Raw genomic sequence first — 25,226 nt, forward strand, 5'->3', positions numbered from 1 at the left:
GCTTACAAAAAGTCAGAGCCCGTTAAATGGGTGATGGCGTGCCTTTTGTAGAATGAACCGGCGAGTTACGATCACGTGCAAGGTTAAGTCGGGAAGACGGAGCCGTAGCGAAAGCGAGTCTGAATAGGGCGAATAAGTACGTGGTCGTAGACCCGAAACCGTGTGATCTACCCCTGTCCAGGGTGAAGGTGCGGTAACACGCACTGGAGGCCCGAACCCACGCACGTTGAAAAGTGCGGGGATGAGGTGGGGGTAGCGGAGAAATTCCAATCGAACTCGGAGATAGCTGGTTCTCCCCGAAATAGCTTTAGGGCTAGCCTCGAGGAATGAGCGTCGTGGAGGTAGAGCACTGATTGGGTGCGGGGCCCGCCAAGGGTTACCAAGTCCAGTCAAACTCCGAATGCCATAGACGTGCTACTCGGGAGTCAGACAGTGAGTGCTAAGATCCATTGTCAAGAGGGAAACAGCCCAGATCATCAGCTAAGGTCCCCAAGTGTGTGTTAAGTGGGAAAGGATGTGGAGTTGCAAAGACAACCAGGATGTTGGCTTAGAAGCAGCCATCATTTAAAGAGTGCGTAATAGCTCACTGGTCGAGTGACTCTGCGCCGAAAATGTAACGGGGCTAAACACACCACCGAAGCTATGACATGTACCTTAGGGTACTTGGGTAGGGGAGCGTTGAATACGGATTGAAGTTGGACCGTGAGGACTGGTGGACTGTATTCAAGTGAGAATGCCGGTATGAGTAACGAAAAGACAAGTGAGAATCTTGTCCGCCGAAAGCCTAAGGGTTCCTGAGGAAGGCTCGTCCTCTCAGGGTAAGTCGGGACCTAACGCGAGGCCGAAAGGCGTAGTGGATGGACAACAGGTTGAAATTCCTGTACCACCGAAGATTGTTTGAGCAATGGGGTGACACAGAAGGGCAGTGACGCGGACTGATGGAATAGTCCGTCTAAGCAGTGAGGCTAGTGTGTAGGCAAATCCGCACACTATTAGGCTGGGCTGTGATGGGGAGCGAAAATTACAGTAGCGAAGGTCATGTACTCCGGCTGTCAAGAAAAGCCTCTAGTGAGATCTAGGTGCCCGTACCGCAAACCGACACAGGTAGGCGAGCAGAGTATGCTAAGGCGCGCGGAAGAACTCTCGTTAAGGAACTCGGCAAAATGACCTCGTAACTTCGGGAGAAGAGGTGCCTCGGTAGGGTGAATAGCCCGAGGGGGCCGCAGTGAAAAGGCCCAAGCGACTGTTTAGCAAAAACACAGGTCTGTGCGAAGCCGTAAGGCGAAGTATACGGGCTGACGCCTGCCCGGTGCTGGAAGGTTAAGGGGAGCGGTTAGGGGTAACCCGAAGCTGTGAACCGAAGCCCCAGTAAACGGCGGCCGTAACTATAACGGTCCTAAGGTAGCGAAATTCCTTGTCAGGTAAATTCTGACCCGCACGAATGGCGTAACGACTTGGGCGCTGTCTCAACGAGAGATCCGGTGAAATTTTAATACCTGTGAAGATGCAGGTTACCCGCGACAAGACGGAAAGACCCCATGGAGCTTTACTGTAACTTGATATTGAACTTTGGTACGATCTGTACAGGATAGGTGGGAGCCTACGAAGCATGAGCGCCAGCTTGTGTGGAGGCACCGTTGGGATACCACCCTGATCGTATCGGAGTTCTAACCTAGAACCGTGAAACCGGTTCGGGGACCGTGTCAGGTGGACAGTTTGACTGGGGCGGTCGCCTCCTAAAATGTAACGGAGGCGCCCAAAGGTTCCCTCAGAATGGTTGGAAATCATTCGCAGAGTGCAAAGGCATAAGGGAGCTTGACTGCGAGACCTACAAGTCGAGCAGGGACGAAAGTCGGGCTTAGTGATCCGGTGGTACCGAATGGAAGGGCCATCGCTCAACGGATAAAAGCTACCCTGGGGATAACAGGCTTATCTCCCCCAAGAGTCCACATCGACGGGGAGGTTTGGCACCTCGATGTCGGCTCATCGCATCCTGGGGCTGAAGTAGGTCCCAAGGGTTGGGCTGTTCGCCCATTAAAGCGGTACGCGAGCTGGGTTCAGAACGTCGTGAGACAGTTCGGTCCCTATCTGTCGCGGGCGCAGGAAATTTGAGAGGAGCTGTCCTTAGTACGAGAGGACCGGGATGGACGTACCGCTGGTGTACCAGTTGTTCCGCCAGGAGCACCGCTGGGTAGCCAAGTACGGACGGGATAAGCGCTGAAAGCATCTAAGCGCGAAGCCCCCCTCAAGATGAGATTTCCCAGTATGTAAGACCCCTTGAAGACGACGAGGTTGATAGGTTCGGGGTGGAAGCACAGCAATGTGTGTAGCTGACGAATACTAATCGGTCGAGGGCTTATCCTAAACACGTTTACTGTGACCCATACATCCAGTAGACAGCAGCAGAACAGGTTTTCAGCAAACCTAACTTTCGTATCCAGTTTTCAGGGCGTAATGTTCTGACTTTGCTAGCGTCCCCGAACGCTGCAAACGACAACTATTCGGGGGACAAGCGTGGCGGTGTAGCTCAGCTGGCTAGAGCGTACGGTTCATACCCGTGAGGTCGGGGGTTCGATCCCCTTCGCCGCTACCATTACCTTTTTTAGTGAAATATCTGGAGGATTAGCTCAGCTGGGAGAGCATCTGCCTTACAAGCAGAGGGTCGGCGGTTCGATCCCGTCATCCTCCACCATTATTTACTTATTCGGTATTTAACCGAATCCACTTGGAGCTGTGGTGTAGTGGCCCAACATGCCTGCCTGTCACGCAGGAGACCGCGGGTTCGAATCCCGTCAGCTCCGCCATTTTTCTTTAAAGTAAGGCTCGGTAGCTCAGTCGGTAGAGCAGAGGACTGAAAATCCTCGTGTCGGCGGTTCGATTCCGTCCCGAGCCACCACTTTATTTTTCGTTGCGACGGAAAATAAGTAATAGTATGGAGGATTAGTGAAGTGGCTAAACACGGCAGACTGTAAATCTGCTCTCTCTGAGTTCGGTGGTTCGAATCCATCATCCTCCACCATTTCCTTTTTTACATCAAGAGCCATTAGCTCAGTTGGTAGAGCACCTGACTTTTAATCAGGGTGTCGTAGGTTCGAATCCTACATGGCTCACCATTTTTTGAATATAATATGTAATTGTAGCTGATGATCTAGTGATCTTCGGTTTTTTTGATTTTATAGGCTTCAAAAAAGGAGCGATCTCCATAAGGCATTATGCCTTATGGAGATCGCTCCTTTTCTTTAAAATATAGGAAAGCATATCATTTCTCCATACTAACTCTATATTTCTGGGAATGAAACGCGCTGGGGCCGCCAAAGGACGGCGACAGCCGTTTCACCTTGTTTAAAATTATTTTGCTCGGAGTGAAAGCTCGCTTATAAGCTCGTTAACTGTTTCTGATAGTCGGAATGTGAGGTCCTCGCTTAATTCAAATACGGGCGCTTCGTTCGGCTCCTGTGTACGATTAATTTGAGAATCTACAGCATAAACGCCGCTAACGAATAGTTTAGCACCCATGGATGCCAGTACCGGTTTAAGGGAATAATCGATGGATAACAAATGGGCAATTGTACCGCCAATAAATAGAGGAGCAATAATTTTGCCATCAAGCCCTTTTTGCGGAAGCAAATCCAAAAATGTTTTCAATACGCCTGTAAAGGAGGCTTTGTAGACAGGGCTAGCAATAATGACTGCATCCGCTTCTTCGACTAACTTATTAGCTTCTACAATTGCTGGACTGCCAAATTGTGCATGAATGAGATCTTCCGCTGGTAAAGCGACGACGGTAATGACATTGACGGAATGAGCCTTCTCTATTAATTGCTGCTCTACATATTGTGTAATTCCATTTAGGCGTGATGAAGCGTTCGGACTACCTGAGATGATAACGATTTTGGTCATGTGCAGCACTCCTCTTTCACATTTAAATAGTAGTTTAAATATACATTATTCCGATAAATAAACTTTGATTAAATCCTACCATAAATAGGGCATTTTGGTCAAACGGGTTTTGATCGTTTCTTGAAATATAGGAAAGTATGACATTTCTTCATACTTTCCTATATTTCTGGGAATGAAAGGCGCTGGTGCCACCAAAGGACGGCGATAGCCGTTTCACCTTGTATTTTATCGATTTAAGGGAACAATGTATACATACAGAAAAATATACAAAAAGGGGTAGCTGCAATGGTATACGGTTTAGCAGCATTAATCAGCTTTGCGATTGTATTTGCAAGTGTGCCACCGCTTCGGATGCTTGCTTTGCACCTTGGTTTTGTAGATCGTCCCAATCATAGAAAAATTCATAATGAGCCGATACCTCTAATGGGAGGAGCGGCTATTTTTGTTGGCTGTGTCATTACGATGTTTATTTTTATCGGGTTCACACCTTTGACTTGGACGATAGTGACGGGAGGGACGGTACTCGTCATTATCGGGCTAATAGATGACGGCACAAAGGCGAAGGGAAAGGATTTTCCTGTGTGGCCTCGCCTCATTCTTTATATCGCGACTGCTTCTATACCGAGTATGTTTCATATTAGTATCGCAGGAATAACAAATCCGGTTACAAATCAGTTTATTTGGTTTCCAGACTGGTTCTCGTGGCTTACGACGATGCTATGGGTGTTTGGGTTAATTAATATGATCAATTTTATAGACGGGGTGGATGGGCTCGCATCAGGAGTTTGTACGCTTTCCGCGCTTACGCTATTAACTTTAGCGCTGATTAAAGGACAATCCAGCACAGCCATTCTTGCGGTTATTGTAGCAGGTGTTTCTTTTGGATTCCTGGTACATAATTTTTATCCGGCGCGAATTTTTATGGGAGATGCTGGTGCGACCTTTTTAGGCTTTACGCTGGCCGTTATTGCAGTAGCTGGAACATCCAAAAGAGCTACGTTTATTTCACTGCTTGTTCCGCTGCTTGCACTTGGGCTGCCTATATTCGATACAGCTTATGTGATGCTGCGCAGATTAATCAGCGGGAAGAGCCTGCACCGAGCAGACAAGCTGCACACACATCATATATTGATGAAATGGGGTTTGAGTCAAGTACAAACGGTATCGTTTCTATACCTCATTGCCGCTTTGTTTGCGCTGCTGTCGATCATTCTTTTACTAGTGATAAGCTGAATTCGATGGTCGCATGTGGTACAATGACGAGAAAAAGCGTTATTCATCTTAGAAGTGGAAATAAGCTTTTTAACTTATTCAACCGCTGACGCTTGAGGAGATTGGAGATAGAGAAATGAGCAAGACAGACTGGTTGAAGCCACTGCAGCACATTTTGAATTGTCCGGTACATGCTGTTTCGAAATCAATAGCGGAGTGGAGTGAGTTAGTCAGCACTGCCGAAAAGGTATGGCTAGGCGAACATACAACAGCGTCTCCTATGGAAGGCCAAAGGGTAGAAAAAGAAGGAAATACATGGATTATTATTTCATTCAATGAATATGAAGTAGACGTATTGGAAATTGAAAGCAAATCGCTTAATGAGACTGAAAAAGAATTGATAAGCTGGACGCTGCAGCTTCATGCTGGCGCTAAGGAAAACAAATTATCGACGCTCTCCGAAACAGAGAGACATGCCCTAAAGCTTGGGGAGTGGATTCAGAAGCAGTTGGAGTCCGATGAGCCTGTCTATTCCTTACCGGATCATTTGACGGCGGGCAGCCGTTTGTTCAATGAAATGATTCCATTCCTGCTTGTCACCGAGCAGCATGGCACTAAGCAAGCGACATACTCAGAGCTTGAGAAGCTTCTCCGCTCATTTATGTCGGATGATGTGCTGCTTATTCCGCTGAAGACTCAGGAATGGTTGATTTGGGGATCGATATCGTTGTTGAAGGATGAGGATTCGGATGCATTCGAGGAACTTGAGGAAGAGACGCTTGAGGAAAGCTTAGCTTCTATAGGCTTCGGATTGCATGAGATGTTAGCCAGTGAATGGATTGGAGAATGCCATCTAGCGGTTGCTCATCCAACAACACCGGCTAAAGGAATGCTTGAAACGACGATGCTGCTGCGTGAAACGGTTAATTTAGGCCGTAAGTTTCATATCGGAACCAATATCCATTTACCGTGGATGCTGCAGCTGGAGCGATTATTAAATGCCATTCCAGAGGTGCAGCGATCCAAATACCTCGAGCAGTCGCTTAAACGAGCGGATTTGTTCGTGGAATCGGAAATGCTCAGCACATTAGAAACCTTCTTTACGCTGGATTGCAATGTTAGCGAGACGGCAAAGAAATTATACATTCATCGTAATACGCTGTTATATCGATTAGACAAGCTTAAACAAGAGACTGGATTGGATGTTCGTCAGTTTAGAGATGCAGTACTGGTCAAAATCATATTACTATTGTACAAAGTGACGAAAAGAAATTAGTTTTTTTGTAAAGTTTGTGCATAGTCACAAGCTTCTGTGTGGGATAAGATATAGGCATAACGAAATTTCTTTCTAGGGGGAAAATTATCATGGCAGGCGTACGTTTAGAAGGCATTTACAAAAAATACCCGGGTACTGACAAAGCATCGGTTACTGACGTTAACTTAGATATTAAAGACAAAGAGTTTCTCGTATTGGTCGGACCATCTGGTTGCGGTAAATCGACAACTCTTCGTATGATTGCAGGCCTTGAAGAAATTTCCGAAGGCAAATTGTTCATCGGCGATCGCCTTGTGAACGACGTTGCTCCTAAAGACCGTGATATCGCGATGGTATTCCAATCGTACGCTTTGTACCCACATATGAACGTTTATCAAAACATGGCTTTCGGCCTTAAACTTCGTAAATTCAAAAAAGCAGACATCGACAAACGTGTTCGTGAAGCTGCTAAAATTCTAGATATCGAGCATTTGCTTGACCGTAAACCAAAAGCACTTTCCGGTGGTCAACGTCAACGTGTCGCTCTAGGACGCGCAATCGTTCGTGAGCCGCAAGTATTCTTGATGGATGAGCCGCTTTCCAACTTGGACGCGAAACTTCGTGGACAAATGCGTGCTGAAATCAGCAAGCTTACAAAACGTCTTGAAACAACTACGATCTACGTAACGCATGACCAAATCGAAGCAATGACAATGGGCGATCGTATCGTTGTAATGAAGGATGGCTTCATTCAACAAACAGCTTCTCCTGAAGAGCTGTACAACCACCCAGTAAACATCTTCGTAGCTGGCTTTATCGGGGCTCCTTCGATGAACTTTATCAGTGGTATGCTTACAGAGCAAGGCGGCGCGCTTCGCTTCAAAGCAAGCGGCGTTGACGTAGTAGTTCCTGAAGGCAAATCAGCAGCACTTCGCTCGAAAGGTTACATCGGCAAAGAAGTAATTCTTGGAATTCGTCCAGAGGATCTTCACGAAGAGCCAGTATTCTTGGAAGCATCACCACAAACAATCGTAAATGCGAATGTTGAGGTTGCTGAAAACCTTGGTCACGAAATGTACTTGTACCTGAACGGTATCGGTAATGACACAGTTATCGCTCGTGTTGATGGCCGCTCTGGTTTACGCGATGGCACAAGCGTTAAGCTTGCGCTTGACATGAACAAAGTTCATTTGTTCGACAAAACAACAGAACTTAACATTTTCGAAGCTTAATAAATAGTATGAAAGAAGAACGGTCGAGCTATTCGACCGTTCTTTTTTTTGTGCAGAATAGTATATTTGTTTTGCTAAGAGCAGTTTGCTTATTCTCAAAATAAAAAAAGAAAACCGTTTGTTGCCTTCAGCGGTCTAATACAAAACGAAGATAGAAGGAGAGCGGAATGGGCTGCAGGTTGTCTAGAGGAGGATGGGTATGAATAGAGATGACTTGGCTTCTAGGGCTATACGTGATGATGAAGCAGCACTGCTGGAGCGGATAGAACTGGATAAGCATCAAATGTACGGTATTGCCTATTCCTATATGCGGAACGAGCCAGATGCTTTAGAGGCGATACAAGAGACCGTTTGTCGCATATGGATAAAACGCCATACCTTGAAGGAACCGCGATTTTTTACAACATGGACGATTAGAATCTTAATTCGGGTATGCATGGACACTAAGAAGAAGCAGTTAAGGGAGCGTCCAACAGAGGATACTTCACAGCAGTTCGACGTAACTGAGGGGATAGAAGCAGCACTGCGGCTGGATATGGCGGCACAGGTAAAGCTGCTTCCACCGAAATATCGAATGGTGATCACACTCAAATATTATCGAGATATGACGATTACAGAAATTGCTGAGCTGCTGGAGAAACCTGATGGCACGATTCGAACCTGGCTAAATAAAGCTTTGAAAATGTTAAGGTTTCATATGGCAGAAGAAGAGGGGGAGAGATCGTATGAACGAGCAAACGAGCGAGGCAATGGGTCAAGTCAATCGAGCGCTTCTGACTGATGCTGAGCGAGTATATCTTGAGCTTGAGAGACTGCCTGATGCTGCACTGGATTCTGCTATGCTCGGAGGACTTGAGCAAGGGCGAAAACGATCGATACGGGCAGTCAGAAAAAGGTGGAGCTTGTCGTTGATTGCTGGTGCATTATGCATGATGTTATTGCTTACTGCGTTCGTGCGAGTATCTCCTGCTTTTGCAGCGATGGTGAGAGATATCCCAGGCTTAAGCGGCTTTGTTGAATTAATCAAAGGGGATAACTCGCTCCTATCGGCCATTGAGAATGAGTTTATACAGCCTCTTAATCTTTCGCTGGAGAAGGATAACTATAAATTTACTGTAGAAGGCATTATAGCCGATGAACAGCGTTTAGTCATATTGTATACGGCAGAGGGGCCTGATATTAATAGTAATACACAGTCTATCGAATATAAAATAAGGAATGGCGATGGAGGTGAAGTTGAATCAGTTATTATATCATCTCATTATCGCGGCAGTGATTCAGATGATGGAAAGGTGCCCGTCCATGATTATCTTGATATTCTGATGGCTGATGGTGTTCCAATGCCGGAAAGCATTCAATTCAGCTTATTGCTTGGAGACCAGTGGCTGCGAATCGATTTTCCGATTGATCATGAGCAGTTTAAGGATACGAAGGAGAGCATTGTGCTTGAAAAAGCTTTTGAGGTTGAAGGACAGCACTTTACGGTTAAAGAGGCGATCATAACCCCTTTGCAAGTAACGCTGACGTTTGAGGCCGATCCGAATAATAAAAAGCGGGCAAATCATATCATAAATATGGTGCTTGTGGATGAGAAGGGCAGAACGTATGAGACGCATACAGGCTTTGGCATTTTTAATCCGTCTTTAACGAGACATTTTAAGAGCGGCTATTTCGTTAAACCAAAAAAACTGACTTTAGTTGCAGATGGACTACATTTATCTGAAAAAAATCAAAGCATTACGGTTGATACGGATAAAATGGTCACTATATCGTCGCCACAGAACAAGCTTCAGCTCGTGAACAAACAGCAAAACTCCGAGGGCGATGTGTTGGAATTTGAGCTTACGGGATTAGATGAAATGGATATGCAGCTAGGTTATATGCTCTTTGAGCATAAAGGGGTATTCAAGGATGCAGGAGGCAAATCTTATCGGTTCATGGATCATTATGGCGTTCGCTGGAATGCAGGTGACAATAAAGCGATCTATAGTTACAAGATTCCTAAGGCGGATTATGAGCAGCCGCTTACTTTCGACATCGAGCAGTATCCTGGGTATGTAATGGAGCCGATTAGCATTTCTATAAAATGATTATCTAGGCGCTGGGCAGCGGAGGAAACGTTGCGTTCAGCGCCTTTTTCCTTTACGATGAAGACATTGGAAAAAAACATACATACACACAAGCCGTTGTCATATGAGGGAGGCCCTACGATGCCGAAGAAAGTGAAAGTATCTGAGCTCGTCAAAAAGTTTCAGCTCGAAATTATAGCTGGTGAGGACGGAATGAAACGCAGCATTACGGTTGATGATTTGTATCGGCCAGGCTTGGAAATGGCAGGATATTTTCATTACCACCCAAGTGAGCGTGTACAGCTGCTCGGCCGTACAGAAATATCGTTTTTGAATATGCTTGACAGTGAGGAACGCAAGGATCGCATGGTGCGCCTATGTAATGAAGACACGCCTTGTATTATTTTGACCAGAGGGCTGGAAGCGCCTCATGAGCTTATTGAACAATGTAATGAGATGCAAATACCATTGCTGCGCAGCAATGTGGCAACGACTATTTTGTCCAGCAGAATTACTGACTTTCTAGAGAGAAAGTTGGCACCGACGGCAACCATTCATGGCGTTCTTGTTGATGTCTACGGTGTAGGCATGCTTATTACAGGAGGAAGCGGCATTGGTAAGAGCGAGACGGCTCTAGAGCTCGTTAAACGCGGACATCGGCTAGTGGCCGATGATGCGGTTGAGCTAATGCAAACCTCTGATGCACAGCTGCATGGCAGCGCACCAGAGCTGATCAGACATCTGCTTGAAATTAGAGGTCTAGGCATAATTAATGTCATGACGCTGTTTGGAGCAGGCGCGGTGCGTACGCAGAAGCGTATTGGTCTTGTGATTAAGCTTGAGAATTGGCAGCAGGACAAACAGTACGATCGGCTCGGGCTGGATGAAGAAACGACTCGCATTATCGACACGGATGTGCCGCTCGTAACTGTACCTGTACGTCCAGGGCGAAATTTAGCTGTTATTATTGAGGTAGCAGCCATGAATTTCAGGCTGAAACGAATGGGCTACAATGCAGCATTGCAATTTACGAATAAGCTGACGGAAACAATTGCCGACGATATGGATGAATACGATTGAGCCTAAAGGGGATATAAAATAATGAAGACATTAATACTAAACCCAATTGCCTTCAGCTTAGGATCAATTGAGGTGCATTGGTATGGCATTATTTTGGGAACAGCGGCACTTGTTGGACTGCTATTCGCTGTGCAGGAAGGGAAACGCTTCGGCATTAAGCCGGATTTCTTTATGGATCTGCTGCTGCTTGGTGTTCCGTCAGCTATTATTGGGGCAAGAATCTATTACGTAGCCTTTATGTGGGATGACTACAAAGGAAACTTAATTGATGTATTTAAAATATGGAATGGCGGTATCGCCATCTACGGCGCTATTATTGGAGCCTTCATTTGCGGGTTCTTCTATTTCCGCTATAAGGGCTATAACTTCTGGCGGCTAGTCGATATTTGCGTGCCAGGACTGTTAGCAGGCCAGATGATTGGACGCTGGGGCAATTTCATGAACCAAGAGGCATACGGCGGAGAGGTTAGCGAAACCTTCCTGCGCAATACGCTTCATTTGCCTTCCTTTATCGTGGATCAAATGCTCGTTGAGGGTGTATATCGTCACCCTGCGTTTTTGTATGAGTCATTATGGAGCCTTGTCGGTATTGCACTATTGCTCGTGCTTCGCCGTCAAAAATTTCTGCGTGCGGGCGAGCTAATGGCTACCTACTTTATTTGGTATTCGATCGGCCGCTTCTTTATTGAAGCTCTTCGTACAGACAGCTTGGCTTTCAGAGGGCCGTCTTGGCTGGCATCTTTCATTAACGGACTATGGACGCCTATGGAGATTGTATTTAAACAAGGCTATTTAGATCCCGCATACGGCAATATTAGAATTTCACAGGTACTGGCTCTGCTTCTTATCGTAGGTGCAATTGCGCTCATTATTGTGCGTCGCAAGACGGGACTTGCATCGGAGTTTTATCTTGATCCGATTGTGACAAGTAAGCCGGAGAGAAACGTTTATGCCAAAGGAGCAGCAGCTAAGTCGGAAGGTTCTGTTTCTGTTCAAAAGGATGAAGATAACAAAGGGAAATAATATTTAATGGAGGGTCAGCGATGACGGGCAATATTAAAACGATGCTGTTCGATCTGGATGGCACAATTATCGACACCAACGAGCTCATTATTCGCTCCTTTATAGATTCGCTGCAGGGCGTAACGCCTGTTGGTTTTGGAAGAGAGCATATCATTCCAAGCATGGGACAACCTCTTACGGATCAGATGCGTTTGTTCTCAGGGCTACAAGATGTTACACATCTTGTAGCTGCTTATCGCGAGATTAATCTGCGTTTGCACGATGAGTATGTGAAAGCCTTCGATTACGTTATTGATGTTATCGCAAGGCTGCATGGCGAAGGCATTCAAATTGGAGTCGTAACGACCAAAATGCGTCTAACGACAGAACGCGGCTTGAAATATGTCGGACTGTCTGACTACATTGATGCTATCGTTACGATTGACGATGTAGTGAATCCTAAGCCGCATGCTGAGCCGGTAAGCAGAGCGATTGAGCTGCTTGGAGCAGAACCGGCTTCTACGATGATGGTTGGGGATAGTACGGTAGATATCGAGTCTGCCATTGCAGCAGGTGCGATAGCGGTTGGCGTGGCTTGGTCGCTTAAAGGTGAGCAGAAGCTGAAGGAAGCAGGGGCTCATCACATTATTCATGATATGCGGGATCTATATTCATTTGTTGGATTGGAGCGGGAGACGCTTGCGTAATGTTGAACGGTATCCAGTGGAAGGACCAAATGCGCTTTGGCAGGTGTACTCGACGGTAAGCCGAGCGAAGTCGGTACGTAATTTCATATGTATCCAGCTGGCGCGTTATTGTCCAATCCTTCCTATGAAAAATTGGATTTACCGCCGCATGCTCGGTATGAAGGTAGGGGAGCATACAGCCTTTGCACTGATGGTGATGGTAGATGTCTTCTTCCCAGAGCGCATTTCGGTCGGCAATAATACAATTATCGGATATAATACAACGATTCTGACTCATGAGTATTTGATTAAGGAGTACCGGCTCGGCAATGTGGTCATTGGCTCCAATGTTATGATTGGTGCGAACACGACGATCCTGCCGGGTGTTACTATCGGCGATCATGCGATTGTCGCAGCTGGATCTGTCGTTCATAAGGATGTGCCTGCTTACGCATTTGTAGGCGGCAATCCGATGCGAGTAATTAGAAGCAGTGAGCTGGTTGTGCCAGTGGGGCTTGACGAGAATGTACGCAATATATTAAATTAAATGGCCTGTAAAGCCCCGTCCGCGCGAGCTTCTTTCGCTGCTGGCCGGGGCTTGCTTTTTTGATTATAAAGGGCTTATTTGGCTTGACGAGAATAAGCCTTTCATGCTAATATTACGACTAAACCCTTTAATTTGTTAGCATGGTAACATGGTAGCGCATTAAAGTAATAAAGCAGATGAAGGTGATCAAGCGTGTCTAAACCAAAAGTATTTGAAAAGCCGATAGGCGTTAAAGATTATTTACCGAGCGCAGTCGCGAAGCTGCGCCATATTGAGCGTCAGGTTCTAGACTGCATGCAGGGCTGGGGCTATGAACAAATTATAACACCAACAATGGAATACTATGACACGGTGGGCGTTGCGAGCTCCACGTCGGATCAGAAGCTGTTCAAGCTGCTTAATAATCGGGGCACAACGCTTGTGCTTCGCTCTGATATGACAGCACCGATTGCTCGGGTGGTCTCATCCTTATTAAAGCAAGCGGAGTTTCCGCAGCGCTTATCCTATCATGCGAATGTGTTTCGCGCTATTGAGGAAGAGGCTGGCCGCGAGGCAGAGTTTTTTCAAACGGGCGTAGAGCTTGTTGGTGATTCTTCAGCAGAAGCAGATGCGGAGGTTGTTGCGCTCGCGATTGCCTCGCTCAAGGCTGCAGGAGTTGAGCGCTTCAAAATTGCTATTGGACATGTAGGTTTCCTTAACGGCTTAATGGAGGAATCATTGCCAGGTCGTACGGAAGAACAAGAGCAGCTTAAAGCCTGCTTGCTTGGCCGTGATTTTGTTGGCTATCGCAAGCAATTGCGCGAGCTGTCAATTGAGGAATCAGTGCAGTCCGAGCTTGAAGGGATTTTAAGGCTGCGCGGAGGCCAAGAGATTTGCGATCAAGCGCTGCAGCTAAGCGTGGACGCGAATGCGAGGGCAGCGATTCAGCATCTATGTGAAATTTGGGATGTGCTGAAGGCTTATGGCGTTTGCGAGCATGTGCTTATTGATTTGACGATGATTGGGGACTTCTCCTACTATACGGGCATGACGTTTGAAGGATATGCTTCTGATCTTGGCTTCCCGGTTGTGAGCGGCGGACGCTATGACAATCTGCTGGCACAGTTCGGAAGACCGGCACCGGCAACAGGATTTGCGCTTAAGACGACGCGTATTTTGGAGCTGCTTGGTGATCGTGCGGAGCAGGAAGCAGCTCGTACATTAGTTGTGTATGACACAGCTGGTCGCGGAGAGGCGCTTGTTAGAGCGCAGGAGCTGCGGGAGCAGGGTGTTATTGTTGTAACGGAGCGTTCAGATGGGAAAAACGCAGCGCTTGCTGCATCGGAAAACGCTAATGGTGGAAAATCGTTTATATATAAAGGTGTAAACTATACAGACTTGCTGTTGTTTGAACAAAACGGAACGAAAGGTGGCAGCGCCTCATGAGCGGACAATCCAGAGATATTTTGAAAGTGGCGATGCCGAAGGGCCGCATTTATAAGGTGGCATCGAAGCTGTTTCGTGAGGCGGGACTGCCGATTCCGAGTGATTTTGATGATACGCGCAAGCTAATCATTGAGCTGCCTGAGGTAGGCATGGAGTTCATTATGGCTAAGCCTGTCGATGTGCCGACCTATGTGGAATACGGCGTTGCTGATATTGGCATCGTTGGCAAGGATGTGCTGATGGAGGAGAACAAGGATGTCTACGAGCTGCTTGATCTTGGTATAGCCAAGTGCAGAATGTCGGTCATCGGCATGCCAGACTGGAAGCCGACGATGAATCCAAGAGTAGCGACGAAGTACCCGAATGTAGCCTCTGCTTATTTCCGTGAGCTTGGTCAACAGGTTGAGGTGATTAAGCTCAATGGCTCCATCGAGCTTGCACCTATGATTGGCTTAGCAGACCGTATCGTTGATATGGTGGAAACCGGCCAAACGCTTCGGGAGAACGGACTGGTGGAGATGGAATCGATCTTTGGCATCACGAGCCGCTTGATCGCTAATCGCGTGAGCTACCGGATGAAAAATGAAGTTATCCAAGGTCTGTGTGATCGTTTGCAGGCAACACTCGCTACGCGGGTATAAGGAAGCGCAGGGCGATAGCGCTGAGTGAATGCGCTGACGATGTATATGAGACCGGGCGATAGCACTGGCTGAGAATAAGGGATGAAGCTATATAAATTATTTGGTTTGGAAGGGGCGGATCGTATGCGCATCATGCGAGCGGAGCAGTTTGGTTTGAAGCGCGAGGTGGAGTACGGAACACCGGAGCAAAATGAAGCAGCCTTGAGGATCGTCGCAGACGTGAAGGCTGAGGGAGATGCGGCGCTGCTGAGGTATACGGAGCAGCATGACCGTGTGAAGCTGGATGCGGAATCGCTGCGCGTGACGCAGGAGGAGATTCAGGCGGCGTATGCGTTTGTCGACGCCGATTTTCTCACGGCAATTCGCGAAGCAGCCGTGAATGTTCGGGTATTCCACGAGAAGCAAATGCGTACCTCGTGGATGGATCTGCAGCAGGACGGGACGCTGCTCGGGCAAATTATGCGGCCGCTGAAGCGGGTCGGCGTGTATGTGCCCGGAGGCAAGGCGGCTTATCCGTCGTCCGTGCTGATGAATGTCATTCCGGCACAGGTAGCCGGCGTGCCGGAGATTGTTATGGTGACGCCGCCATCAACCGGCGGCACAGCGGGCATCGACCCGTATATTCTCGTTGCCGCCGCGGAAGCGGGCGTCAAGGAGATGTACCGGGTCGGCGGAGCTCAAGCCATTGCCGCGCTTGCGTACGGCACGACCAGCATTGCTCCGGTCGACAAAATATGCGGACCGGGCAACATTTATGTGGCGCTGGCTAAGCGCGCCGTATTCGGTGCCGTCGATATCGACAGTATCGCCGGGCCAAGTGAAATCGTCGTGCTTGCTGACGATTCAGCAGATCCCGCGTACGTAGCCGCGGATCTGCTGTCGCAGGCAGAGCACGATGAAATGGCGTCGGCGATTCTAATAACGCCGTCGCAGCAGCTTGCGGAAGCGGTCGCAGCGGAGGTTGAGCGCCAGCTGTCCACGCTGCCGCGCCAAGCCATTGCGCGCAGCTCGATCGACAGCTACGGCGCTGTACTGCTCGTCGATTCGCTGGAAGCGGGTATCGATGTCGTCAATCAGCTTGCACCGGAGCACCTTGAAGTGCTGACGGTTGATCCGATGCGTCTGCTCGGACACATTCAGAACGCAGGGGCAATCTTCCTCGGACCATACAGCTCGGAGCCGGTTGGTGATTATTTTGCAGGTCCGAATCACATCATCCCAACAAACGGAACAGCACGCTTCTCATCGCCGGTGAATGTCGACGATTTCTTGAAGAAATCAAGCTTGATTTACTACAGCAAGGAAGCGCTGCTAGCCAATGGCGAGAAAATTATGACACTGGCACGCCACGAGGGACTTGAAGGACACGCTCGCGCTATCGAGATTCGTCTGGAGAAGGAACGCGGATAAGACGGCGATAGCGGTTCCGTTATTTTGGCGAATAAGCGTGACTTTTGACGTTTCGCGGGGAAATATCGATATGAATATAATGAAGAAAGAAGGAATAAAAGTGTCGGAAAAACAGGTACGTGAAGCATCGGTAGCACGCAAGACAAATGAAACGGATATTAGGCTTACATTTGCAGTGGATGGAACGGGCGAGACGAAGATTGAAACGGATGTGCCATTCCTTAATCATATGCTTGATCTGTTTACCAAGCATGGCCAGTTTAATTTGGAGCTTGAAGCACGCGGTGATATCGACATCGATGATCATCATACCGTTGAGGATATCGGCATTTGCATTGGGCATACGCTTCGCGAGGCACTTGGCGACAAGCGCGGCATTAAACGTTACGCCAGCGTGTTCGTGCCGATGGATGAGGCGCTAGCGCAGGTTATTATCGACGTAAGCAATCGTCCGCATTTTGAATACCGCGCGGAATATCCTTCGACTCAAGTAGGAAGCTTCTCGACGGAGCTGGTTCATGAATTTCTATGGAAGCTTGCGCTTGAAGCGCGCATCACGCTGCATGTCATCGTGCACTACGGCCAAAACACGCATCATATGATTGAAGCGGTGTTCAAGGCGCTTGGACGTGCACTGGATGAGGCGACAAGCATTGATCCTCGCGTGCAAGGAGTGCCTTCGACGAAAGGGGTACTCTAGGATGATTGCAATCTTCGATTACGGCATGGGCAATCTGCATAGCGTCAGCAAAGCGGTTGAGCGTCTGGGCTATGAGGCTGTTATTACAGCAGACCCTAAAGTAATTGCCTCCGCCGATGGAGCGATTCTCCCAGGCGTTGGAGCCTTCGGCGATGCGATGCAAAACTTGCAGGAAACGAAGCTGGACCAGGAAGTCAAAGCATTCGCAGCCTCGGGCAAGCCGCTGCTTGGTATATGTCTTGGCATGCAGCTGCTGTTCAGTGAGAGCGAGGAGCATGGGACTAATGAGGGCTTGAATCTGCTGCCAGGCAAAGTGGTACGCTTCACAGGCGATTACAAAATTCCGCATATGGGCTGGAATAAGCTGTCGTTTCTCCAAGAGCAATCGCCGCTGTTTAGCGGCCTTGCTGAGGGGCATGTTTATTTCGTGCATTCGTTCCACGCGAAGCCGGAGCTGGCATCTGACCTGCTCGCTACGACGGACTATTATCAGCAGGTGACTGCGATTGTCAGCCGGGATAATGTGTACGGTATGCAATTTCATCCGGAGAAGAGCGGAGAGCTTGGCATGCAGCTGCTAGGCAATTTTCTAGCGCTTGCCAGCGGTACTCGTTCATAGCAGCAGAGGCATTGAACGGATAGAATAAGCTCGGTTAGCGAGCGTAAAGGAGAGAGCAACATGCTGGCAAAACGTATTATTCCTTGTTTGGACGTAAAGGATGGCCGCGTGGTAAAGGGCGTAAACTTCGTGAACCTTCGCGATGCAGGCGATCCCGTCGAGCTGGCCGCTACCTACGACCAGGAGGGTGCGGATGAGCTTGTGTTTTTGGACATTTCTGCTTCTGTAGAAGGCCGCGCAACGATGATTGAGGTCGTTAAGCGGACGGCAGGAGAGATTACGATTCCATTTACGGTAGGCGGCGGAATTTCTCATGTGGAAGACATGAAGCGGCTGCTGCGCGCAGGCGCAGACAAAATCGGCATCAACACAGCGGCTGTCTTGAATCCTGCGCTTGTGAAGGAAGGCTCGCGCAAGTTCGGCTCGCAGTGCATTGTTGTAGCGATTGACGCTAAGTTCAATGCAGAGTGGGGCGAGTGGGAAGTCTATACACACGGCGGACGCAAGACGACAGGCATTAAAGCGCTGGAGTGGGCGCGCGAGGTCGAGCGTCTAGGGGCTGGCGAAATTTTGCTGACTAGCATGGATGCTGACGGAACGAAGGACGGGTTTGATCTTAAGCTTACGCAGGCGGTATCGGATTCCTTAGGCATTCCGGTTATCGCATCAGGCGGTGCGGGAAGAATCGAGCATTTTCACGATGTTTTCGAGCAGGCTCATGCGGATGCAGCGCTCGCAGCTACGATTTTTCACTATAAAGAAATGACAATCCGTGAAGTGAAGGACGATTTGCGATTGAAGGGAGTAGAGGTACGATGACCGAGAACAGCCAGAGCTTGGATGCTTCAAAAATCAAATGGGACGATGCAGGTCTCGTGCCAGCTGTCGTACAGGATGCACAAAGCAAAGAAGTGCTAATGATGGCCTATATGAATAAGGAATCGCTGCAGCTTTCGGTAAAATCCGGCGTAACATGGTTCTGGAGCCGTTCGCGAGGCGAGCTATGGAATAAGGGCGCAACAAGCGGCCATACGCAGCGAATTGTCTCTATGGCATATGATTGTGATGGCGACACGCTGCTCGTTAAGGTAGACCAGAAGGGGCCGGCTTGTCATACAGGACGTTACAGCTGCTTCTTTAATTCAATTGAAGTAACCGGAGCCTCCACAGAGGCTGCAGCGTCTTCTTCCGACCGCTTCGCTACGCTTGGGCAATTGGAGGGCATTATCGCAGAACGTTACGCAGAGCGCCCTGAGGGCTCTTACACGAGCTATCTATTCGATAAAGGCGTCGATAAAATTTTGAAAAAGGTTGGCGAGGAAGCGTCTGAGGTCATTATTGCTGCCAAAAATAAAGACAATGATGAGCTTCGCAGTGAAGCCGGCGACCTTATTTTTCACCTGATGGTGCTGCTGCGCGAGCGCGGCTTGCCGCTGGATGATGTCATTGGCGAAATCGACAGCCGTCACGGCAAACCAACAACGAACAAAATGAGATAGCACTGCGCTTATAAATTAAAGAAGAAAGGCCGGTATGCACATGTTTATCGATTATCATACCCATCATGCCCGCTGCGGCCATGCAGTCGGCGAGCTGGAGGAATATGTACGGAAGGGAATAGAGATCGGACTCGTGCAGCTCGGCCTTTCCGACCATATGCCGCTGCTCCATGTCGATCCTGCAACGTATTACCCGGAAATGGCGATGCCTATGGAGGAGCTTCCTCGTTATGTAGAGGAATGCCTTGCGCTTAAAGAAAAGTATAAAGGGCAGATTGATATTCGCGTGGGGCTTGAAGGCGATTATATCGAGGGCAGCGAGAAGCAAATTGAGGCTATCGTGAACGCTTATCCGTGGGATTATGTCATCGGCTCTGTTCACTTTCTGGGCGAATGGGATATTACTGACTTCAGGCAAACGGCGGGCTGGGAAGGCCGCGACCGGATGGCGGTCTATGAGCAGTATTACGATGCCATCGGCAAAGCAGCGGCAACTGGGTTTTATGATTATATCGGGCATATCGATGTGATCAAGCGCTTTGGCTTTAAGCCGGAGGGAGATGTTGCCCATTTGGAAAATGCAGCGCTCGAAGCGGTTAAACGTCACGGACTTGCCATAGAGCTGAACGCTTCGGGACTTCGTACTCCCGCCGCTGAGATGTTTCCAAGCCGCCGTATGCTTGAATACGCACGGGATTTAGGCATTCCGCTGACCGTAGGATCGGATGCTCACCAGCCCGAAAGGCTCGGCCAATATTTGGATCAAGCGTACGAGACGCTGAGAGATATTGGGTTTAAACAGCTAGCGACATTCAATTGTCGAAAATTGTTGCTGATAGATTTTTGAAATATCGTAAATTACATGTATAATATAGATGATCTAACAAGCTTTGTCGAAACATTAGGGCAAAGACGAGTATTGGCTTCGTAAAATAATTAATTGGTTTTAACGCTCAGGAGGGTATCATGTTAAGCGACAAGGTGCGTATTTTTTCGGGTTCGTCTAATCCGGTATTGGCTCAGAAAATTAGTGCAGAGCTTGGTCTGACGCTAGGTGCGATCAAGATGTCCCGTTTCAAAAGCGGTGAGATTTACGTGCATTACGAGGAAACGATTCGGAATTGCGACGTTTTTCTCGTACAATCATTCTCCCATCCGATCAACGAGCATTTTGTCGAATTGCTGGTTATGATCGATGCGGCGAAGCGTGCTTCCGCCAGAACGGTCAACATCATCATGCCGTATTACGGCTATGCACGTCAGGAACGCAAAGCAGCACCGCGGGAGCCGATTTCAGCGAAAATGCTGGCGGATGTGCTCACGACTGTTGGAGCGAACCGAGTAATTACAATCGACCTACATGCTCCAGCTATTCAAGGCTTCTTCAACATTCCGGTCGACCATATGACTGCGCTTGATCTCATCAGTGATTACTTGAAGTCTAAAAACATCAAGAACCCGGTAGTCGTATCGCCGGATGCAGGACGTGCTTCAACCGCAGAGAAGCTAGCGAACTACTTGGATACATCGTTTGCGATTATGATTAAGAAACGCCCTGCACACAATCAATCGGTTATTACACATGTCATCGGAGACGTGGAAGGTCAAACGCCTATTATTATTGAGGATTTGATCGACACGGGAACTACGATTGTCAACGTTGTGGAAAGCTTAAAGGAGCGCGGCGCAGAGGACGTATACGTATGCGCAACGCACCCGTTATTCTCTGGATCAGCTATTGAGCGTTTGGATCACCCCAATATTAAGGAAATCATCGTTACCGATTCCATAAGCTTGCCGGAGTCAACGCCGGAACGCTTCAAAGTGCTTTCTGTTGCACCGCTGCTTGCGGAAGCAACTCGTATTATTTTAGAAGGCGGCTCAATCAGTACGTTGTTCAAAAGCAACGGTGTTTAAGCATTCAGAATGGATGTTAAGCATACAAAATGAATAGCAAGGTCGCGGGAAATCGCGGATGGTGTATTTGCCGTCCGCGATTTTCCCACATATTCTTTCGTGTTCGGATGGATATGGCTATGGTATAATCGTAGAAAATCGGAAGTAACGGGAGGTGCCTTGCGGGTGAAAGAAAAGAAACGTGTTGTCGTAAGTCAACAGACGAAAGTCATACCGGTTCAATGGGACGCTACGTTTTTCTTCGAGCGTGCGGTTCAGTCTCTCGATCGTTTCCATTATGACAAGGCACTTAAATATTTTCGTCGCGCCGTCGAATACGAGCCGGATAACCCGGTAAACCATTGCAATATGGCCGGTATCCTATCTGAAATGGGCAACTATGAGGAATCAAACCGAATCTTAGGTTTGATTGTGGATGAGCTTGATCCGACGATGACGGAATGTCATTTTTACATGGCAAACAATTTTGCCAATATGGAGCAATATGAAGCGGCCGAGAGTTCGCTTATTCGTTATTTGGAAGAGGATTCGGAAGGGCAGTTTCTTGATGAAGCAGAGGATATGATGGATTTGCTCCATTATGAGCTGGAGCGCCCTACGCGTCTGACGAACATTAAATCACGAGAAGGCATGGTCGAGCATGATTTGGCAAGAACGCTGCTCGAGGAAGGCAAGTTTACAGAGGCCGTCCGCATTTTAGAGAAAATCATTGAGGGCCAGCCGGAATTCCTTGCAGCTCGCAACAATTTAGCGCTGGCTTATTATTATATGGGCATGTTTGATAAAGCGATGGATACGATCCACGCTGTGCTGGACATTGAGTCCGGCAATTTGCATGCGCTGTGCAACCTCGCTATTTTCTATCAGCACAAAAATGACGAGCAAAGCTTGCGTCCGCTTGTAGATCTGTTAGTAAAGACGGCTCCGTTCCATCAGGAGCATGTGTTTAAACTGGCAACTACAATGGGCATCTTAGGAGAGCATGGAGCTGCTTACAGACATTTCACTAGACTACTGAAGGATTCTGAACTGACGCAGGATCCTAGCCTATACCATTATGCTGCTGTAGCTGCTTGCAATATCGGGCGCTTGCAGGAGGCTGAACGTTTGTGGAAGCAGACGATAAAGCTCGATCCGACCTCGGGAATCCCACATTATTACATGGAGCAGCTGGAGCTTGTGAGAAGAGGCGAGCATACGGCCTCCATAAGCTATCATTACCATTTGCCGTTTGAAGAGCAGTTCAAGCTGTGGGAGAAGTCCTCGGATGGTATTCCTGATCATCTTAAGCGTGATCCGCTTGTTCGTTCATCCTTTTTCTGGGCTCTGCGCCACGGTGATCAGCACACGAAGCTGCAGGTTATTCAGGCGCTCGGCATGATTGCTGACAGTGAAGTGAAGGATGTGCTGCAGACCTTTCTGCTGGAGCAAGATGAGGATGATTACCTGAAGCGCATTGCAATCTTCGTTCTTCGGACGATGGGGGTTCAAGAGTCTCTGCGCGTTGTGCTGGAAGGAGAAGAAACGGTCATTGAGCCGAATCGGGTACCTTCGAGACTGCCTGTATGGGAAGATAAATGGCAGGTTGTCGTAGAGGCTGCGCTTAGTCGTATGAGCAAGCAATATGACTTGGTGCAGCAGCATGATTTGATGACTTTATGGGTAGAATTCTTGTCACGGGTTTACCCTGACGTTCCAAAGCTGACAAAGCCTGAGGGCTGGGCAGCGGCGCTCGAGTATTTGACAGCTAAAATGCATCGCCGAGCGATCTCCTATCATGAGGTGTCGCTGCGTTACGGCACTTCGATTGCCACCGTAAGCAAGAACGTCAAGATGATTGACGAAGTATGCGGTATTAAAGAGAAGATGAAATCACTAAGCACCGTCTTTGCTGCACAGGAACTGCAAGACGAATAAACGACCTTGAGGTGAACGTTATGTACAAATCCATTATTATCGGTACCGGTCCTGCCGGTCTTACAGCAGCAATTTACTTGGCACGTGCCAACATGAACCCGCTTATTATTGAAGGACCTGAGCCGGGCGGTCAATTGACAACTACAACTGAAGTTGAGAATTTCCCTGGTTTTCCTGAGGGCATTATGGGGCCAGAGCTCATGGAAAACATGCGCAAGCAAGCAGAGCGCTTCGGCGCTAAGTTTATTACAGGCTGGGTAAATAGCGTAGACATGTCCGAGCGTCCTTTCAAGCTGCAAGTAGAGGGTCATGGAGAGCTTGTTGGTGAGAGCATCATTATTTCAACAGGAGCATCCGCTCGTTACCTCGGTATTCCAGGCGAGAAAGAAAATGTCGGACGCGGCGTAAGCACATGTGCTACGTGTGACGGGTTCTTCTTCCGCGGCAAAAGAATTATTGTGGTTGGAGGCGGTGACTCCGCGATGGAGGAAGCGAGCTTCCTTACTCGTTTTGCGACTAACGTTGAACTTGTCAACCGTCGTGATGAGCTTCGCGCTTCTAAGATCATGCAGGACCGTGCACGCGAGAATGAAAAAATCAGCTGGAGCCTAAACCGTACACCGGTTGAGGTAGTTGCAGGCGGCATGGGTGTTACGGGACTAAAGGTACGCGATAATGTGACGGGCAATGAAGAAGTTATTGAGACAGATGGCATTTTCATCGCAATCGGTCATACACCGAATACGAAGTTCCTTGCAGGCCAAATCGATACAGACGAGCATGGCTACATTGTTGTGAAGCCGGGCTCATCCGAGACGAATGTCCCAGGCGTATTCGCCTGCGGCGATGTTCAAGACAGCAAATATCGTCAAGCGATTACAGCAGCGGGAAGCGGATGTATGGCAGCACTTGATTGTGAGAGATATCTTGAGGGTTCTATTACTCATGATTGGAGCCAAACGCTTTAATCGTTAGCTAAAGGCAGGATAAGATACAGAAGGGGGCTATACCAGCAGAGCGTTATGCTTGACGGTATAGCCTTTTCATTAGCTGGGATCGCTTGATTTGTCAGCATTTCGTTATCTTGACCAGAGGGTTAAGGTGGCTTATAGTGTTACAGAGAAGATTAACATATTGATGAGGTGGACTAGTGATGTCTGAGAAGATTTACGTTGGAGTCGATGTCGGCGGAACTGCTGTTAAAGTAGGCATTTGCAATGCGGAAGGACAATTGCTCCAAACGTATGAAGGGCCGACGGAAACGAGTAAAGGAACGGACACTATCCTTCAAAATATTGCAAAGTATGCGAAGCAAATTGTAGACGAATCAGATTTTGACTGGGAGCAAGTTGAAGGAGTGGGCGTAGGCATTGCCGGCTTTTTGGACATTCCAAATGGTTTTGTCAAATTTGCGCCAAACCTAAAAATCGAAAATGTCGATTTGAAGGGTTATTTGGAACAAGCGCTTAACAAACCAGTTAAGGTTAACAATGATGCGAATGTTGCAGCACTAGGCGAGGCTTGGGGCGGAGCGGGCAAAGGCATTGATCACTGCGTATGCTACACGCTTGGTACAGGAGTCGGCGGCGGGATAATTATAGAAGGCAAAATTGTTGAGGGCTACAAGGGAATGGCAGGCGAGCTTGGCCATATGGCTATTGTGCCTGATCTTGAAGCTATTTGCTGCGGCTGTGGGAAAATGGGCTGTTTAGAGACCGTGTCCTCAGCAACGGGCATTATTCGTATGGCGAAGGACGCTGTTGAACGCGGCGATCGTACTTCTTTGTCGCAAGTGGAAGACATCATGGCGAAGGACGTTCTGGATGCAGCGAAAGCAGGCGACGAGGTCGCGATGCGCATCGTTAATCGCGCAGCTTATTATTTGGGAAAATCGATGGCGATGATCGCGATCATATTGAACCCGCAATACTTCATTATTGGCGGCGGCGTATCTAAAGCAGGAGATTTCCTATTCGATCAAATTCGGGAAGTATTCGAGAAGTATACACAGGATCAAGCAAAGGAAAATGTGAAAATCGTAGCAGCTACGCTTGGAAACAACGCTGGCGTTGTTGGCGCGGCTGGCCTTATTTTAAGAGGCTAGGTTAAGAGGCA

The 25,226-nt window shown here is 48.2% G+C and carries 22 protein-coding genes, 6 tRNA genes and 1 rRNA gene (1 of these 29 cut by a window edge); 28 read left to right on the forward strand and 1 reads right to left on the reverse strand.

Annotation, left to right across the window (positions count from 1 at the left end):
- The 7 genes from MHI37_RS00895 to MHI37_RS00925 form a co-directional block, all read left to right on the forward strand.
- A 23S ribosomal RNA gene (locus MHI37_RS00895) occupies positions 1–2,364 on the forward strand (it extends 568 nt beyond the left edge of the window).
- 152 nt (positions 2,365–2,516) lie between these two features.
- Positions 2,517–2,593 (forward strand) — tRNA-Met (locus tag MHI37_RS00900).
- Between the two features lie 23 nt (positions 2,594–2,616).
- Positions 2,617–2,692 (forward strand) — tRNA-Val (locus MHI37_RS00905).
- Positions 2,693–2,727: 35 nt separating this feature from the next.
- Positions 2,728–2,804: transfer RNA gene (locus MHI37_RS00910), tRNA-Asp, on the forward strand.
- 16 nt (positions 2,805–2,820) lie between these two features.
- A tRNA-Phe gene (locus MHI37_RS00915) sits at positions 2,821–2,896 on the forward strand.
- 38 nt (positions 2,897–2,934) lie between these two features.
- Positions 2,935–3,019, forward strand: a tRNA-Tyr gene (locus MHI37_RS00920).
- Positions 3,020–3,037: 18 nt separating this feature from the next.
- Positions 3,038–3,113, forward strand: a tRNA-Lys gene (locus MHI37_RS00925).
- 235 nt (positions 3,114–3,348) lie between these two features.
- Here the strand turns inward: MHI37_RS00925 and ssuE are convergent.
- Positions 3,349–3,900, reverse strand: a complete 552-nt coding sequence (gene ssuE, locus MHI37_RS00930; protein ID WP_076338483.1) for an NADPH-dependent FMN reductase — start codon at positions 3,898–3,900, stop codon at positions 3,349–3,351.
- A gap of 285 nt (positions 3,901–4,185) precedes the next feature.
- Between ssuE and MHI37_RS00935 the strand changes: the two genes are divergently transcribed.
- The 21 genes from MHI37_RS00935 (at position 4,186) to MHI37_RS01035 (ending at position 25,215) form a co-directional block, all read left to right on the forward strand.
- Positions 4,186–5,133, forward strand: coding sequence for an MraY family glycosyltransferase (locus tag MHI37_RS00935; RefSeq protein ID WP_076338482.1), 948 nt, complete (start codon positions 4,186–4,188; stop codon positions 5,131–5,133).
- Between the two features lie 115 nt (positions 5,134–5,248).
- Positions 5,249–6,388, forward strand: a complete 1,140-nt coding sequence (locus tag MHI37_RS00940) for a helix-turn-helix domain-containing protein (RefSeq protein WP_076338481.1) — start codon at positions 5,249–5,251, stop codon at positions 6,386–6,388.
- Between the two features lie 89 nt (positions 6,389–6,477).
- The gene (ugpC, locus tag MHI37_RS00945) at positions 6,478–7,599 is read left to right on the forward strand and encodes a sn-glycerol-3-phosphate ABC transporter ATP-binding protein UgpC (RefSeq protein ID WP_076338480.1); all 1,122 of its coding nucleotides are present in this window, start codon (positions 6,478–6,480) and stop codon (positions 7,597–7,599) included.
- Between the two features lie 199 nt (positions 7,600–7,798).
- A complete protein-coding gene (locus tag MHI37_RS00950; protein ID WP_179090269.1) occupies positions 7,799–8,380 on the forward strand; it encodes a sigma-70 family RNA polymerase sigma factor in 582 nt (193 codons plus the stop codon).
- Positions 8,325–9,689: a DUF4179 domain-containing protein gene (locus tag MHI37_RS00955; protein ID WP_076338478.1), complete on the forward strand. Its 1,365-nt coding sequence runs from the start codon at positions 8,325–8,327 to the stop codon at positions 9,687–9,689. Before MHI37_RS00950 ends, MHI37_RS00955 begins: the two co-directional genes overlap by 56 nt.
- A gap of 120 nt (positions 9,690–9,809) precedes the next feature.
- Entirely contained in the window at positions 9,810–10,748 is a 939-nt protein-coding gene (gene hprK / locus MHI37_RS00960; RefSeq protein WP_076338477.1) for an HPr(Ser) kinase/phosphatase, read from the forward strand.
- Positions 10,749–10,769: 21 nt separating this feature from the next.
- On the forward strand, positions 10,770–11,771 hold the full coding sequence (gene lgt / locus MHI37_RS00965; protein ID WP_076338476.1) for a prolipoprotein diacylglyceryl transferase: 1,002 nt from the start codon (positions 10,770–10,772) through the stop codon (positions 11,769–11,771).
- A gap of 20 nt (positions 11,772–11,791) precedes the next feature.
- Positions 11,792–12,457: a pyrophosphatase PpaX gene (gene ppaX / locus MHI37_RS00970; protein WP_076338475.1), complete on the forward strand. Its 666-nt coding sequence runs from the start codon at positions 11,792–11,794 to the stop codon at positions 12,455–12,457.
- Positions 12,450–12,983 (forward strand): acyltransferase, encoded by a 534-nt coding sequence (locus MHI37_RS00975; RefSeq protein ID WP_076338474.1) that lies wholly within the window; start codon positions 12,450–12,452, stop codon positions 12,981–12,983. The genes ppaX and MHI37_RS00975 overlap by 8 nt, the downstream gene beginning before the upstream one ends.
- A gap of 192 nt (positions 12,984–13,175) precedes the next feature.
- Positions 13,176–14,408, forward strand: a complete 1,233-nt coding sequence (locus MHI37_RS00980) for an ATP phosphoribosyltransferase regulatory subunit (protein ID WP_076338473.1) — start codon at positions 13,176–13,178, stop codon at positions 14,406–14,408.
- The gene (gene hisG, locus MHI37_RS00985) at positions 14,405–15,049 is read left to right on the forward strand and encodes an ATP phosphoribosyltransferase (protein WP_076338472.1); all 645 of its coding nucleotides are present in this window, start codon (positions 14,405–14,407) and stop codon (positions 15,047–15,049) included. Before MHI37_RS00980 ends, hisG begins: the two co-directional genes overlap by 4 nt.
- 123 nt (positions 15,050–15,172) lie before the next feature.
- Positions 15,173–16,459, forward strand: coding sequence for a histidinol dehydrogenase (hisD, locus tag MHI37_RS00990; protein ID WP_076338487.1), 1,287 nt, complete (start codon positions 15,173–15,175; stop codon positions 16,457–16,459).
- 79 nt (positions 16,460–16,538) lie between these two features.
- On the forward strand, positions 16,539–17,159 hold the full coding sequence (hisB, locus tag MHI37_RS00995) for an imidazoleglycerol-phosphate dehydratase HisB (protein ID WP_076338486.1): 621 nt from the start codon (positions 16,539–16,541) through the stop codon (positions 17,157–17,159).
- A 1-nt stretch (position 17,160) separates the two neighbouring features.
- On the forward strand, positions 17,161–17,778 hold the full coding sequence (hisH, locus tag MHI37_RS01000) for an imidazole glycerol phosphate synthase subunit HisH (RefSeq protein ID WP_076338471.1): 618 nt from the start codon (positions 17,161–17,163) through the stop codon (positions 17,776–17,778).
- A gap of 60 nt (positions 17,779–17,838) precedes the next feature.
- Positions 17,839–18,597 (forward strand): imidazole glycerol phosphate synthase subunit HisF, encoded by a 759-nt coding sequence (gene hisF / locus MHI37_RS01005; protein WP_076338470.1) that lies wholly within the window; start codon positions 17,839–17,841, stop codon positions 18,595–18,597.
- Positions 18,594–19,277 carry a bifunctional phosphoribosyl-AMP cyclohydrolase/phosphoribosyl-ATP diphosphatase HisIE gene (gene hisIE, locus MHI37_RS01010; protein ID WP_179090268.1) on the forward strand — a complete coding sequence of 228 codons (684 nt, stop codon included), beginning with the start codon at positions 18,594–18,596 and terminating at the stop codon, positions 19,275–19,277. Before hisF ends, hisIE begins: the two co-directional genes overlap by 4 nt.
- Positions 19,278–19,317: 40 nt before the next feature.
- Positions 19,318–20,124, forward strand: a complete 807-nt coding sequence (gene hisJ, locus MHI37_RS01015; protein ID WP_076338485.1) for a histidinol-phosphatase HisJ — start codon at positions 19,318–19,320, stop codon at positions 20,122–20,124.
- Positions 20,125–20,243: 119 nt separating this feature from the next.
- Positions 20,244–21,194 (forward strand): ribose-phosphate pyrophosphokinase, encoded by a 951-nt coding sequence (locus MHI37_RS01020; RefSeq protein ID WP_076338468.1) that lies wholly within the window; start codon positions 20,244–20,246, stop codon positions 21,192–21,194.
- A 165-nt stretch (positions 21,195–21,359) separates the two neighbouring features.
- Positions 21,360–23,111, forward strand: a complete 1,752-nt coding sequence (locus MHI37_RS01025; RefSeq protein ID WP_076338467.1) for a tetratricopeptide repeat protein — start codon at positions 21,360–21,362, stop codon at positions 23,109–23,111.
- 20 nt (positions 23,112–23,131) lie between these two features.
- On the forward strand, positions 23,132–24,079 hold the full coding sequence (gene trxB, locus MHI37_RS01030) for a thioredoxin-disulfide reductase (RefSeq protein WP_076338466.1): 948 nt from the start codon (positions 23,132–23,134) through the stop codon (positions 24,077–24,079).
- 185 nt (positions 24,080–24,264) lie between these two features.
- Positions 24,265–25,215, forward strand: a complete 951-nt coding sequence (locus MHI37_RS01035) for an ROK family glucokinase (RefSeq protein WP_076338465.1) — start codon at positions 24,265–24,267, stop codon at positions 25,213–25,215.
- The last annotated feature ends 11 nt before the right edge of the window (positions 25,216–25,226 follow it).

The organism is Paenibacillus sp. FSL H8-0548 (genome assembly GCF_038630985.1).
Classification (GTDB): Bacteria; Bacillota; Bacilli; order Paenibacillales; family Paenibacillaceae; genus Pristimantibacillus.